The sequence below is a fragment of the Rhodovastum atsumiense genome (assembly GCF_937425535.1).
Classification (GTDB): Bacteria; Pseudomonadota; Alphaproteobacteria; order Acetobacterales; family Acetobacteraceae; genus Rhodovastum; species Rhodovastum atsumiense.
In genome coordinates, this window is record NZ_OW485601.1 from 3925183 (window position 1) to 3937998 (window position 12816).

General features: G+C 72.8%; 12 protein-coding genes. 5 read left to right on the forward strand and 7 right to left on the reverse strand.

Going from position 1 to position 12816, the window contains the following annotated elements; translation table 11 throughout:
* Positions 1-53 precede the first annotated feature (53 nt).
* Positions 54-401 (forward strand): rhodanese-like domain-containing protein, encoded by a 348-nt coding sequence (locus NBY65_RS17890; RefSeq protein WP_162530733.1) that lies wholly within the window; start codon positions 54-56, stop codon positions 399-401.
* 758 nt (positions 402-1159) lie between these two features.
* The gene (locus NBY65_RS17895; RefSeq protein ID WP_150043034.1) at positions 1160-1483 is read left to right on the forward strand and encodes a hypothetical protein; all 324 of its coding nucleotides are present in this window, start codon (positions 1160-1162) and stop codon (positions 1481-1483) included.
* A 9-nt stretch (positions 1484-1492) separates the two neighbouring features.
* Here the strand turns inward: NBY65_RS17895 and NBY65_RS17900 are convergent, their stop codons facing one another.
* The 7 genes from NBY65_RS17900 to NBY65_RS17930 all read right to left on the reverse strand — a co-directional run bounded on the left by NBY65_RS17900 (position 1493) and on the right by NBY65_RS17930 (position 10262).
* Positions 1493-1708 (reverse strand): hypothetical protein, encoded by a 216-nt coding sequence (locus NBY65_RS17900; RefSeq protein ID WP_150043033.1) that lies wholly within the window; start codon positions 1706-1708, stop codon positions 1493-1495.
* Between the two features lie 124 nt (positions 1709-1832).
* Positions 1833-5369 (reverse strand): bifunctional diguanylate cyclase/phosphodiesterase, encoded by a 3537-nt coding sequence (locus tag NBY65_RS17905; protein WP_150043032.1) that lies wholly within the window; start codon positions 5367-5369, stop codon positions 1833-1835.
* A 349-nt stretch (positions 5370-5718) separates the two neighbouring features.
* Complete coding sequence (locus NBY65_RS17910; RefSeq protein ID WP_239002943.1) at positions 5719-6192, reverse strand: diheme cytochrome c; 474 nt, start codon at positions 6190-6192, stop codon at positions 5719-5721.
* 8 nt (positions 6193-6200) lie between these two features.
* On the reverse strand, positions 6201-6635 hold the full coding sequence (locus NBY65_RS17915; RefSeq protein WP_150043031.1) for a DUF1924 domain-containing protein: 435 nt from the start codon (positions 6633-6635) through the stop codon (positions 6201-6203).
* 96 nt (positions 6636-6731) lie between these two features.
* Entirely contained in the window at positions 6732-8918 is a 2187-nt protein-coding gene (locus NBY65_RS17920) for a PepSY domain-containing protein (protein WP_150043030.1), read from the reverse strand.
* The gene (locus NBY65_RS17925; protein WP_203330618.1) at positions 8915-9475 is read right to left on the reverse strand and encodes a phosphate-starvation-inducible PsiE family protein; all 561 of its coding nucleotides are present in this window, start codon (positions 9473-9475) and stop codon (positions 8915-8917) included. Before NBY65_RS17925 ends, NBY65_RS17920 begins: the two co-directional genes overlap by 4 nt.
* A gap of 64 nt (positions 9476-9539) precedes the next feature.
* The gene (locus NBY65_RS17930) at positions 9540-10262 is read right to left on the reverse strand and encodes a cytochrome b/b6 domain-containing protein (RefSeq protein ID WP_239002942.1); all 723 of its coding nucleotides are present in this window, start codon (positions 10260-10262) and stop codon (positions 9540-9542) included.
* Between the two features lie 166 nt (positions 10263-10428).
* Between NBY65_RS17930 and NBY65_RS17935 the strand changes: the two genes are divergently transcribed.
* The 3 genes from NBY65_RS17935 to NBY65_RS17945 are packed head-to-tail and all read left to right on the forward strand — an operon-like array spanning position 10429 to position 12807.
* A complete protein-coding gene (locus tag NBY65_RS17935; protein ID WP_203330617.1) occupies positions 10429-10773 on the forward strand; it encodes a PepSY domain-containing protein in 345 nt (114 codons plus the stop codon).
* The gene (locus NBY65_RS17940; RefSeq protein ID WP_150043029.1) at positions 10773-11441 is read left to right on the forward strand and encodes a response regulator; all 669 of its coding nucleotides are present in this window, start codon (positions 10773-10775) and stop codon (positions 11439-11441) included. The genes NBY65_RS17935 and NBY65_RS17940 overlap by 1 nt, the downstream gene beginning before the upstream one ends.
* A 7-nt stretch (positions 11442-11448) precedes the next feature.
* On the forward strand, positions 11449-12807 hold the full coding sequence (locus NBY65_RS17945; protein ID WP_150043028.1) for a sensor histidine kinase: 1359 nt from the start codon (positions 11449-11451) through the stop codon (positions 12805-12807).
* Positions 12808-12816: the final 9 nt, after the last annotated feature.

A 12816-nucleotide genomic window follows, 5' to 3' on the forward strand; every position in this document is an offset into this window, starting at 1 on the left:
CGTTGTCATTTCGCTAAATGAACGCCCCGCTCGTCCGGGGCATGGAGGCCTGCATGTCCGCAACCGCCGCCACGGCATCCGGCGTGGTTCATGAAATCGAGCCGGAGGCACTCTGGGTGCAGCTGGAATCCAGCCATGACCTGGTGCTCGACGTGCGTGAGCCGCGCGAGTTCCTGGGCGGGCACGTGCCCTCGGCGCGCAATGTCCCGCTGGGCGCGATCGCCGCGCAGGCGGCCGGCCTGCTCTCCGAAGGACGCCGGATCGTCATTGCCTGCGAGCATGGAAAGCGCGCGCTCAAGGCGGCGGACGTGCTGCTCGGCGCCGGACTGCGTTCGGAGATTCTCGTGCTCGCGGGCGGGACGGCCCGGTGGCGCAAGGCCGGCCTGCCGACGGAGCACTGATACCGCCCGGGTTGGCCGAGGGCGGCGCGCCAGACAAAGACCACGCCAGCCTGCGAAAGTCAGACCTGTCGCAGGCTGGTATGAGGGGCGGAACGCCCGGGGGATCAGCGGAAAACGAAGCTGGATCCCGGTGATCCGGTGCGCGCGGGTGGCGTCATTGCGGGCCGGAGACGCTGCGGCGCGGGCCTGGGGCAGGGCCGAGCGTCGGCGTGAACAGGGGGCGCGCCGACCTGATGGCGAAGGGGAAGGAGCGGCTGGCCGGGGCCGAGACTGGGGCTTCGGGCCGCGGCGCGGCCACCGGTCCTTGCGCCCGTTGGGAGGGGCCGAAGATCATGTCGGCAGGAATTCCCCCATGAAGAACGATTTCGGGGGGGCGGAAGAAGGGGCCGTAGCCGGGAAAGCCGCCGGGAAAGCCTCCGGGATACCCGGGGGCCGGAGGCAGGGGGAAGTTTCCCCCGGACGGGCCATGGGCCGAGGCGTCTGCGCCGGCCGCCAACGCCGCCGCAACGAAAATGGCGAGGAAGATGGCGCGTCGCATGGTTTGCCTGCCTTTCTGTCCGAAAGGACGGATCTTACGCCGTTTCGGTCATGCAGGTAACTGCGTTCCCATAATTGGTGTCCTGTGATTTTGGGCAGGGAGGGAAACCGGTCACATCGCGGTCAGGCGGCGACGGCAACGCTACCATCGCGGCGGGTTTACCCAGGGACCGCCGTGGAAGCGTGCACCAATACCCCGCAGCAAACGGGGGAAACGGACAATGGACGCTGCAACGCACAAGACCAGGGATTGTCGCTGGTGCCTGACGGGCTTCGCCATGGATGCCGATGCCTGCCGGTGCGATCATGATCCGCCTTCCGGCCGCAGCGAATTGCGGGGCCTGCTGAAAACCGTGCTGCTCGCGGGCATGATGTTCGGCGGCGGCCTGCTGCTGTACGGGGTCGGCAGCCTGTGGCTGCAATTCCTGGTGTTCTGCCTGGTCATCGGGCCGCTGGCTGCGCTCGCCTGCGTGCTGGCCGATCTCGGCATCGCCGGCGAAAGGCCGCGCCGGAACTGGGATCCTCCCGCCCGGCACGGGGGCTGAGCGGGCGGCCTATTCCTCCCAGGACGCGGCGGCCTGGGCCCTGGCGGTCAGGGCCTGCAACTTCGGCAGGGGCAGGGACAACAGGCCGGACAGGTCGGTGCCATGTTCCCTGGCCACCGCCGTCGCCCAGGTCGCGCCCGCCTCGTGCAGGGCCATCCGGAACCGGGCGATCGCGACGGCACGGACCGGATCGGATTGCGGCGAGGCCGGGTCATTGGCGATCATTGCGCTGGCTCCTGTTCAAGCCACCGGTGTCGCGGTCTGCCGCCGAAGCTTCAATACAATTGTATGTATATGGCGTGACGCCCCGGCAGGCTGCCATAAGGGACGGTTGCGTGCCGCGCGCCCCTCATGCCGACAGGCGGGCCTGTTCCAGCAGGAAGGGGATCTCGTCGGCGGGCAGGGGGCGGCTGAACAGGTTGCCCTGGGCCTCGTCGCAGCCGTCCAGCAGCAGCGTCTGCAATTGCGCTTCCGTCTCCACGCCTTCGGCGGTGGTGATCACGCTGAGCGCGCTGCACATGTCGGCGACGGCGCGGACGATGGCGTGGCTCTGGCGGGACTGTTCCAGCTCGCGGGTGAAGCTGCGGTCGATCTTGACCTTGTCGAAGGGAAAGCGCCGCAGGTAGCTCAGGCTGGAATAGCCGGTGCCGAAATCATCCATGACGATGCGCACGCCCAGCGACTTCAGCCGGTGCAGCGTGGCCAGCGTCGCTTCGGTCTCCTGCAGCATCACCGTCTCGGTGATTTCCAGCTCCAGCCGCGCCGGATCGAGTCTGGATCGTTCCAGCGCGGCGGCGACGGCATCGATCAGGCCGCGATGGGCGAACTGCGCGGGCGAGAGGTTCACCGCCACCCGCAGCCGGCCCGGCCAGCCGGCGGCATCGGCGCAGGCGCGCGCCAGCACCCATTCGCCGATCGGGACGATCAGCCCGATCTCCTCGGCCAGCGGCATGAAGGCGGCGGGCAGCACGAGGCCGCGCCCGGGATGCTGCCAGCGCAGCAGCGCTTCCAGCCCGCTGATCCGGCGCGAGGCGGCATCGACCACCGGCTGGTAGAACAGCGCGAATTCGCCCGCCTGCAGCGCCCGGCGCAGGTCGAGTTCCAGGGCGCGGCGGCGCTGCATGTGCGCGTCCATGCCGGGCTCGAAGAAGCGCCAGCGGCCGCGGCCTTCTTCCTTGGCGCGATACAGCGCGAGGTCGGCGGCCTTGACCAGCCGGTCGGCGTCGCGCCCGTCGACGGGGGCCAGCGCGATGCCGATGCTGCTGCCGATGACCACCTGATGGCCGTCCAGTTCGAAGGGGTGGCCGAGCATCTCGACCAGGCGGCGGGCCAGCGGCAGGGTCGCCTTCGGCTGGGCCACGTCCGACTGGATGATGGCGAATTCGTCGCCGCCGAGCCGGGCCAGCGTGTCGGTCTCGCGCAGCTCCGCCAGCAGCCGCCCGGTGACGGCGCGCAGCAGCGCATCCCCCACCGGGTGGCCGAGCGTGTCGTTGACTTCCTTGAAGCGGTCGAGGTCGATCAGCAGCACCGCGAAGCCCTCGCCGCGCTGCGCCCGTGCCAGCGCCTCCTGCAGCCGCTCGTGGAACAGCGCCCGGTTGGGCAGGCCGGTCAGCGGGTCGTGGCGGGCGAGATGGGCGATATGCGCCTCCGCCTCGCGCCGCTCGGTGACGTCGATGATCACGCCGAGCGCGCCGAGCGGCTGTCCCGTCTCGTCGTACTCCCAGCGGACGCGGGCCTCGAAATGGCGCAGCCGGCCATCGCCGAGGTGGCGGGCGCGGAAGGTCGAGATGCCTTTCGGCGCGTGCTGCCCGATGCTGTCGGCGATGATGGCGCGCAGGTTCTCCTGGTCCTCGGGCAGCATCGGGCCCCACCATTGCGCGGCCGTCAGCGGCGCCTCCCCGGCGGGCAGGCCGATCATGGCCCGCGCCTCCGGGCTGCAATGCACGAGGTCGGTGACGAAATCGTGGTGGAAGATGCCGATATGGCCGGCTTCCAGGCTCAGGCGCAGCAGCGCCTCGGCCTCGCGGCTGTCGGTGACGTCGATCACCGCGCCGATGTCGCTCACCGGGCGCCCGTTCGCGTCGTAGCTGAAATGGGTGCGCAGCTCGATGTGGCGCAGCTTGCTCTCGCCGGGGCGGCGGATGCGGTAGGCCAGGGTCAGGTCGGGCCGTCGCCGGACCAGGGCGTCGGCGATGGCCGCCAGCACGCGCCGGCGATCCACCGGCAGCAGGGTCGCAAGCCAGCTCCGCAGCGAGATCGGCGCCTCGCCGGCCGGCAGCCCGTGCAGGGCCCGCACCCCGGCGTCGCAGGAAATGGCGCCGGTGGTCAGGTCGTGGATGTAGGTGCCGATCCGGCTGGTCTCCATGCCCAGGCGCAGCAGCCCCTCGCTGGCACGCAGCCGCTCGGTGGCGGCGCGCAGCGCGGTGATGTCCTGCACGATGCCGATATGGCGCAGCGGCTTGCCGCCCGGGCCGCGGGCGGAGATGCCGACGCTGACGCGTCCCCACACCACCGTCCCGTCCGGGCGGAGATAGCGCAGCTCCGCGTCGAAGCGACTGGCATTGACCTGGGCGGCCCGCCAGAACGCCAGCACCCGGTTGCGGTCCGCCGGATGCACGACGTCGAAGGGCGTCATGCCCCGGCACAGCTCGGCCTCGGTGCGGCCGGTCAGCTCGCAGTAGCGGCGGTTGACGCGCAGGAACCGCCCGGTGGCGGTGTCGGCCTCGACCAGCCCCGCGGTGGCGTTGGCGAAGACGGCATCGAGCGCCATGCGGTATTCCAGGGCGCGGGCGTTGCGCTCGCGCTGCCGCGCGGAGGCGAGCCGGTTGGCCAGCAGCACCGCCCCCAGCGTGAGCGCCTCCAGCAGCAGCACGCCCAGGCCGAAATGCCAGGCGTCGCGGCGCCAGGGCGCCAGCACGTCCTCGAGGGTGCGGCTGGTCACCAGCACCAGCGGGGTGATCGTGCCGACCCGCACCCCGCTGATGCGCTCGACGCCATCCAGCAGGCTGGGCCCCCGGACGGCGCTGCTCGGCCCGACCGTCAGCCCCTGGCGGAACTTCGCGGTCTCGCCGAAGGAGGTGGCAATGAGGTGCTCCAGGCGCGGATAGCGCACCAGCAGCATGCCGTCGCGGCGATACAGTGCCACCGTGCTGCCCGGTCCCTGGGTCAGGCGGGCGAAGAAATCCTCGAAGAAGCCAAGGTCGATGATGACGACGACGGCCCCGAGCAGGGTGCCGTCCGCATCGCCGACCCAGCGGGAGAACGGCACGGCCCAGTGCCCCTCCCGGTCCCGCACCGGGGTGCCGAGGACGGTGTCGGGGCCGGGCCGCTCGCGCAACGCCTCCAGCACCTCCTGCCCCGCCAGCGTCGCGTCCGGCGGGGGCCAGGCGGCGGAGGTGGCGACCATTCGCCCGTCGGCGTCGACGACCATCAGCTCGTGGACCCGCGGCAGCGCCGCGATGCGCGCCCGCAGCCCCGTGTGCGCCGCGCGGGTGCGCAACCGTTCGTGGAATTCCTGCGGCGTGTCGATGCCCTCGGCCCGGATCCAGGCGGCGAGCTCGGCCGTGACCAGGTCGATGGTGCGGAAACTGTCCTCGGCCCAGTTGCCCACCGCCAGCGCCAGGTTTTGCATCTCGCGCCCGGTGTCGCTCAGCAATTCCTCGCGCTGCTGGGCCAGGTAGATCCCGGTGGCGGCGGCGATGATCAGGCCGAGCGCCCCGCCGATCAGGGCACGCCACAGCGCGCCCCGGTCCTCCCGCGGTGCCGGCTTGCCGGGCCGGGACAGCCGCAGCCTTCCGGCCCGCAGTTTCCCGACCGTGTCGCGCAACAGGGTCCGGCCCGTCAGGTCAAGCCTGGAAAGAACCACCGGCACGCCTTGCCAGCCCATCCGTCACTCCTGCACCCGGCCGCCCGCGGACCGGGTGGACTGGCCTCAGTTCTGCCTGCCGAAGCGCCGGTCCCGAATTGCCGACGTTCCGCCCGGGTGCATGGGGAGCGGGGCATGTTCCGGGAGCCGCGGAGGAGTTCTTCCACTTCGATTTATCAAGTGTGTCAACGTTTCGCATGCGAAGTGCATGAATGCAAGGCTATGTTGTTTCGGGCCAAACAATATTTTGGCTTTCCGCAACATTCCTCTACATCATCGATTGCCATTCCCGGCCGGCCTGCGACGCGACACGGCCGGGGGGCGGGTGGTCCCGCCCCCCGGCCGTGCCCTTTGTGCAGTCGTCCTGTCTTCAGTCGTCGTCGTACAGGCCGCGTTCCGCGTCGGGGTGGCAGGCCGTGCAGTTGGAGGCGGTACGGATGTCCGGGCGCGCCAGCGTGGCGGGGGTGATCCGCCGGTGCTTGCGCTGGAACCAGGGCTGTTCGGTGATGCGGTCGCGGCTGGCATCGACGCGACGGCCGCCGGCATGCGTCACCAGATACCGCTCGATGTCGGCGGCGACCGGCGCCGGCAGGCTGGCATCCTCGCCGAAATGCCGGTCGAGCCCGGCCATGACCCGCTGCCAGCTCGCGGCGGGCAGCAGCCCGGGCTGGAAGGCCATGTGGCAGGTGCCGCATTCCTTGCGGGTGGGGGCATGGGTCACCGGGCCCAGATAGTCGTGGTCGGCGGCGGCGGGCAGCGCCCACAGCGTCGCCAGCAGCATCGCCAGCAACATCGCCGGCAGCATCGCCCGGGGCCGGCGCGGCCGCGCGGCGGGACGGGGCATGGCGGGGCTCATTGGCCGATCAGGAAGGTCAGCACGTCGCCCTTCTCCTGGGCGGTGCAGGCACGGCCGAGAACGTTCTTGCAGTCGCGGACGAAATGCTTCTCCACCGCGGCGGCGTCGGTGAAGCGCGCCGGGTTGGCCGAAACCGCCAGCGGCTCGATCGGCCGCCCGGTGCGGACATGCCGGCCCCGGCCACGCGGATCCTGGGTGTGGCAGGTGGCGCAGGCGGGGACATCGGCATTGGCCTGGTGCGGGCCAACATAAAGCGCCCGGCCACGCTCGGCGGAGAAGCCGGCGAAGGCGGGATCGGCGGCCTTCGCCGCGGCGGCGGCGTCGGCAAGGATGGCATCCCGCCGCGGCTCCGGCATGGCCGCGTGACCGAGCGCCGGCAGCAGGACAACCAGCGCGGCGGCAGCGCGCAGCGGGATGAGTCGTTTCGGCATCGAGGACCTCGCAGGAAGTGGTTTCGATGCCGGGGAGAATGGGACAGGGCGGCTGACACGCGGCTGTGCGAGGATGTCAGCGTCCTGTCAGGTGTTTCAGTCGATCAGGTCACGGCGGAGCCGGCCTTCGGCCTGCCAGCGCGCGACTTCGGCCTCGGCCTGCGCCAGGGAGAGGCCACCGGCCCGCATCGCCACCTGATGCAGCGCGCCCTCCAGCGACTGCCCCAGGGTGGACAGGCCGCCACAGGCGTAGAGCACGGCCTCGCGCCCTGTCATCCACTCCCAGATGCCAGCGGCCTGCTCCACCAGCCGGTCGGTCACATGCACCGGCGCGGCGCCGTCGCGCGAGAAGGCGGTGTCGAGCCGCGCCAGCACGCCCTCGCGCAGCCAACCCTGCAGCCGTGGGCCGTACAGGAAGTCGCCGTCCTGGTGGCGGTTGCCGAACAGCAGCCACGACGCATCCCGGCTGCCGGCCAAAGCCCGCTCGCCGAGGAAGCCGATGAAGGGCGCGATGCCGCAGCCGGTGGCGACCATGATGACAGGGCGCACCGGATCCTCCGGCGGGTTGAAGGCGGGATGGCGCCGCAGCCGCGCGGTCAGCATCGCCCCCGGCTCCAGCCCGCGGCACAACGGCCCGGACATCGTGCCGAGCCGTTCCTGCCCGTCCGCGTCTACCTGCCGGCGCAGCGCCACCGTCAGCAGCAGCCGCCGCCCGTCCTGGCCCGGCGCGCTGCCGATCGAATAGCAGCGCTCCGGTGCGCCAGGGGCAGGGGCGAGCAGCACCAGGTCGCCGGGGCACCATTCCAGCTTCTCGGCACTTTCCAGCACCACCGCATGCACTTCCCGCGTCTCTCCCGCCGCCGGGTCGTCGAGCCGCGTCCGGGCGGCGAGGCGCAGCGACACCACCGGGTCCGCCTCCGGCGCTGCCGCGTCCCCCAGGCGCAGCCCGAGCGGCGCCTGCAGCGTGGCCAGCCAGTCCCGCCACGCCGCCGCCGGGTCGCCGTCGGCGCAGGCGAAGGGGGCGCATTCGGTCGCGCCGGCGCGGCCGAGCGCCGCCCGCAGCGCCTCGCCGCCGGCGCAGAAATGCGGGTAGCGGCGGTCGCCCAGCGCGAGCAGGGCATAGCGCGCCCCGTCCAGTTCGGCACCGGCGAGCGCGGCCAGGAAGCCCTGGCCGGGATCGGCGATCCGGCCCTCGCCGGTCGAGGAGACGACCAGCAGCGTCGCCCGGTAGCGGGCGAGGTCGCCCGGTTGCAGCGCCGCCAGCGAGGCGAGCGCCACCCTGGCGCCGCCCGCGCGCAGCGCCGCGGCGGTAGCCTCGGCGGTGCGGGCGGCGCGGCCGGTCTGGCTGGCATGGGCGACCAGGAATTCGGCGCCCGCGTCTTCCTGCCGCCGCCGCGCCGCCCGCCAGCGCCGGGCCCAGGCCAGCGCGCCGGTGCCCAGCAGCCCGGTCAGCGCCAGCGCCGAGGCCAGCGCCACCCAGCCGGACCAGGGCGGCGCCCACAGCCCGTCATGCAGGTCCCTGAGCCAGTTCCGCCCGGCGCCGATCCGCTGCGCCCCGGTCGCCGTGACCTGCCACAGTTCCGTGCCGGCGCCCTGGCCGGTGCGCAGCAGCACCGCGCCGCCGCCCATCCGCCGCGCCTGGTCGAGCCGCCCGAGATCCACCCCGGCGGCCTGCGCGGTGGCAAGGGCCGTGCCCAGGCTGGCCGGCCGGGCCTGCGGCGCCGGGGCCGCCATGGGCACCGCCCCGACGCCGAGGGTGCGCAGCGCCTCGGTGCCGACCGGCAGCAGCACCAGCGGGAACAGGATCCAGCCGATGCCCAGGTGCCAGCCGCCCAGGCTGTTGCGCAGCCGTGGCCAGGCCAGCAGCGGGCCGGTCAACAGCAGCGCCAGCATCGCCCAGGTCGCCGCCTCGACCACGGTCTTGCCACCGGTCAGCAGGGTCTCGTGCAGCGCGCGCACGAAACCGAAGAAATCGCCTCCGGCGGCCGGCAGCGTCGCGCCGGTGGCGAGGTCGATGCGCAGCGCCGGCGCCCCGGGGGCGGTGGCGACGCTGACGCTGCGCCCGTCGGCGGCCAGCGCGATCCGGCGCGCCGTCGCCGCTTCGGGCCGCTCCGCCGCCGCCAGCAGCGCGGCGGCGTCGGCGGGGCTGCGCGGTGCCGCCTCGCCCTGGCCGAGGATCGGCTCCAGGGCGAGCAGTCCGCCGGAAATGACGATGACGGCGAAGGGCAGGGTCAGCGCCAGCGCGATCCAGCGATGCAGGCGCAGCAGCAGGGAGACGATCATGGAGAGGGGGCTTTGCAACGATGCGACGGGAGGGTCAGGCAGCCGCCGGGGGCGGCGACGGCCGGCGGCGTCGCGTGACGGCTGCGGCGCAGCAGGCAGATCGAGGCGACCATGACCAGGATCAGCACGCTCAGCACGCCGAGCTCGATCATGGTGGCGCGGAAGACGATGTCGTGCTCCGGCGTCCACACTGCGTCGCCGGTGACTTCGGCGGATTGCAGGGTGATGACCAGCACGCGGCGGACCGAGGCGATCAGCGCGACGATCAGGAACGGCTCGCAGGTCAGCGTGTGCGACTGCATCGAGGTGCGGATGGTGTGCAGGATCTCGATCAGCATGAACACCAGCAGCAGCCGCTCGATCACCGCGAAGATGGCCGAATGGGTGTTCCAGTCGCGCATCGCGCCCCAGAGCTGCATGCCCGCGCTGCCCAGCGCGAGCAGCGCGGTCACGCAGAGCAGCCCGCCCAGCGCGGCATAGACGGCGTTCTCGACGGAACGGAACAGGCTGCCCGGCAGCCCGGCCGGAAGGTGGTTCGCGGCGGTTTCGGTTGGCATGCGGAAGGTTCCCTGGTGGGGCCGCGACGCGGGGCTGCGGCCGGTCCCGGTGGTGTGGTCGGCCTCAGTCGCCCGCCGGCTTGCGGCCGGTGATCATGCCGCGGACGAGGTTCTCGCGATGGGCGTAGCTGGCCAGCAGCACGCCGGTGACGTGCAGCAGCACCAGCACCAGGGTCAGGTTGGCGAAGAACTCGTGCAGGTCCTCGAAGGCGCTGTCTTCGCCCTTGTGTCCGACCGCCCTGCCATCACGGCCCAGGGTGTACTCGCCGTGCTCGCCCTTGGTCCGGTGGCCGTGCTCGTCGGCGCGCGCCGGGCTGATCAGCACGGGAAGGACGGCGCTGGCGCCGGATCCGAACCAGGGCGCCAGCGGCCCGGCGTTGCGTGTCTCCGCCAGCGTCGCCATGCCGGTGAAGGCGGTGGCGCCGATCGAGAGCAGCAGCGCCAGCCCCATCACCGCCCCGGCCGGGGTGTGACCGGGATAGCGGCGGCTGCGCAGCGTCAGCGCCTCGCGCAGATAGGCCACCACCTCCCCGGGCGGGCGCAGGAAATGCCGCAGCCGGTCCTGCTCCGGGCCGACGATGCCCCAGGCCAGCCGCACCAGCACCGCCGCCGCCACCAGGTAGCCGGCCCAGACATGCGCCTGCAGCAGGTCGTCCTCGGTCAGCCAGGCGACGGCGAAGCCGCCGACCAGGGTCCAGTGCGCGAGGCGCACCAGCGGGCTCCACACCCGCGCCATGGCCCCGCCCTGCGCGGCACCGGCCGCGGTTTCGCCTGCATTCGCCGACATGCGGCCTCCTGTGTGTCCGTTTCCACGACGCCGCCGAGGCTGCGCCTGGCATGGTGTCACGGCGCTGTTGACCCATGTCAGCGAACTGTCAGCGGGGGCGGCGCATCGTGCGGGCCTCGTCGTGCCGGCCCATGGGGGCGGCAGGCGGAAGAGGGGAACCCCGGGAATGAGGCGCGCCGTCTTCGGTGCCAGGCTCGGCCGACGTGCGCTGCCGGGGATCGCCCTGGTGGTGGGGCTGGCCGTCGCCATGCCGGGCCGGGCCGACCGCGACCGCCACGGCGGTGACCATGACCGCGCCCGCCAGGCACTGGCGCGCGGGGAGGTGGTGCCGCTCGCGGTGCTGCTGCGCCGCGTGCAGGGCGCGCTGGGCGGCGAGGTGGTCGAGGTGGAGTTCGAACGCAAGCATGACCGCTGGATCTACGAATTTCGTGTCATCGCCCCGGACGGTCAGGTGATCGACGTGGACGTGGATGCCGCCACCGCCGAGGTGCTGCGGCGGGAGGCGCGGTGATGCGCGTGCTGCTGGTCGAGGACGACGACCGCATCGCCCGCCGCGCGGCGGCGGCGCTGGAGGCGGCGGGCTATGCGGTGGACACCGTGGCCGACGGCGCCGAGGCCTGGTTCCGTGGCGACACCGAGGAGTACGACGTCGCGGTGCTGGACCTGGGCCTGCCGAAGCTGGACGGGCTCAGCGTGCTGAAGAAATGGCGGGCCGGGCAGCGGGATTTCCCGGTGCTGATCCTGACCGCGCGCGGCGCCTGGGCCGAGCGGGTGGAAGGCATCGATGCCGGTGCCGACGATTACCTGGCCAAGCCCTTCGCCATGGAGGAACTGCTCGCGCGGGTGCGCGCGCTGCTGCGCCGTGCCGCCGGGCGGGCGAACCCGGTGCTGCGCATCGGCGCGGTGATGCTGGACACACGGCAGATGCGGGTTTCGGTGGACGAGGTGCCGCTGTCGCTGTCGCCGCTCGAGTACCGGGCGCTCAGCTACCTGATGCACCATGCCGGGCGGGTGGTGCCGCCGACCGAGCTGATGGAGCACCTGTATGCGCATGACCACGATCGCGACCCCAATGCGGTCGAGGTGCTGATCGGGCGGCTGCGGCGCAAGCTGGGGGTCGAGCTGATCGAGACGCGGCGGGGCTTCGGCTACCTGATCGCCGATCCGCGACAGGCATGACAGCGGCATGAAGCGCGGCTCGCTGCGGCTGCGGCTGTTCGGCGCGGGGGCGGTCTCGGTCGCGCTGGCGCTGGCGGTGGCGGCGCTGGGGCTGATGTGGCTGTTCGAGCGGCATGTCGAGCGGCGGGTGGCGCTGGAGCTGCAATCCGACCTGCGTCAACTGGTCGGCGGGCTGGTGCGGGCGCCGGACGGATCGTTGCAGATCTCCCGCCAGCCCGCCGAGCCGCGCTTCCAGGAACCGCTGAGCGGGCGCTACTGGCAGATCGGCGAGCCGGACGGGCCGTTGCTGCGCTCGCGATCGCTGTGGGACGACACGCTCGATATCTCGCCCGACGCGTTGCGCGCCAGCGAGCTGCACCAGCACATCCTGCCGGGGCCGGCCGGGGCGTCGCTGCTGGTGGTGGAACGCTCGGTGGGGCTGCCCGGCAGCCCGGGCGGGGGGAAGGTGCGGGTGGCCGTGGCGGTCGACCGCGCCGAGATCACCGCCGCCGCGCGGGTCTTCGGTGCCGACCTGCTGCCGGCGCTGGGGGTGCTGGCGCTGGTGCTGACGGCGGCGGCCTGGCTGCAGGTGACGGTGGGGCTGCGCCCGTTGGACGCGGTGCGGCGGCGGCTGGGCGAGGTGCGGGCGGGGCAGGTGGCGCGGCTCGGGGCGCAGTTCCCCGACGAGGTGCGCCCGCTCGCCGCCGAGGTGGATCATCTGCTGGAAGCGCAGGAGCAGGCGATCGCGCGGGCGCGCACCCGCGCCGCCGATCTCGCGCACGGGCTGAAGACGCCGCTGACCGTGCTGGCGGCGATCGCGGAGGAATTGCGCGAGGCCGGCGAGGGGGCGGTGGCGCAGGAGCTGGGCGGCATCGCCGACGGCATGCGCCGGCATGTGGAACGGGAACTGGCGCGCGCCCGTGCCGGGTTGCCGGGGCGGCGTGCCCCGGCGGCGGAGGTGGCGCCGGTGATCGCGCGCGTGCTGGGGGTGTTGCGGCGAACCCCGCGCGGGCAGGAGCTCGACTGGCAGGTGGTGGTGCCGGACGGGCTCGCGGTCGCGGTGGAGGCCGAGGATCTGGCGGAGATGCTCGGCAACCTGGTGGAGAACGCGGTGAAGTGGGCGCGTGGCGCGGTGCGGGTGTCGGCGGCGGCGGGCGGGGCGGGGGTGCGGCTGCTGGTCGCCGATGACGGGCCGGGGATCGCGGAAGCCGAGATGGCGACGGCGTTGTTGCGCGGCGGGCGGTTGGACGAGACCCGGCCGGGGACGGGGCTGGGGCTCGCCATCGTCAGTGATCTGGCGGAGGCCTATGGCGCGACGCTGACGCTCGGGCGGGCGGAGGCGGGGGGATTGGCGGCCGAACTGCTGCTGCCGGGGCGGCAGGGGTGAAGGGGCCTG

Bases quoted from the DNA above. Each gene is read 5' to 3' on its own strand.
- NBY65_RS17890 (WP_162530733.1), top strand. From the start codon at position 54: ATGTCCGCAACCGCCGCCACGGCATCCGGCGTGGTTCATGAAATCGAG.
- NBY65_RS17895 (WP_150043034.1), top strand. From the start codon at position 1,160: ATGGACGCTGCAACGCACAAGACCAGGGATTGTCGCTGGTGCCTGACG.
- NBY65_RS17900 (WP_150043033.1), bottom strand. From the start codon at position 1,708: ATGATCGCCAATGACCCGGCCTCGCCGCAATCCGATCCGGTCCGTGCC.
- NBY65_RS17905 (WP_150043032.1), bottom strand. From the start codon at position 5,369: ATGGGCTGGCAAGGCGTGCCGGTGGTTCTTTCCAGGCTTGACCTGACG.
- NBY65_RS17910 (WP_239002943.1), bottom strand. From the start codon at position 6,192: ATGCCCCGTCCCGCCGCGCGGCCGCGCCGGCCCCGGGCGATGCTGCCG.
- NBY65_RS17915 (WP_150043031.1), bottom strand. From the start codon at position 6,635: ATGCCGAAACGACTCATCCCGCTGCGCGCTGCCGCCGCGCTGGTTGTC.
- NBY65_RS17920 (WP_150043030.1), bottom strand. From the start codon at position 8,918: ATGATCGTCTCCCTGCTGCTGCGCCTGCATCGCTGGATCGCGCTGGCG.
- NBY65_RS17925 (WP_203330618.1), bottom strand. From the start codon at position 9,475: ATGCCAACCGAAACCGCCGCGAACCACCTTCCGGCCGGGCTGCCGGGC.
- NBY65_RS17930 (WP_239002942.1), bottom strand. From the start codon at position 10,262: ATGTCGGCGAATGCAGGCGAAACCGCGGCCGGTGCCGCGCAGGGCGGG.
- NBY65_RS17935 (WP_203330617.1), top strand. From the start codon at position 10,429: ATGAGGCGCGCCGTCTTCGGTGCCAGGCTCGGCCGACGTGCGCTGCCG.
- NBY65_RS17940 (WP_150043029.1), top strand. From the start codon at position 10,773: ATGCGCGTGCTGCTGGTCGAGGACGACGACCGCATCGCCCGCCGCGCG.
- NBY65_RS17945 (WP_150043028.1), top strand. From the start codon at position 11,449: ATGAAGCGCGGCTCGCTGCGGCTGCGGCTGTTCGGCGCGGGGGCGGTC.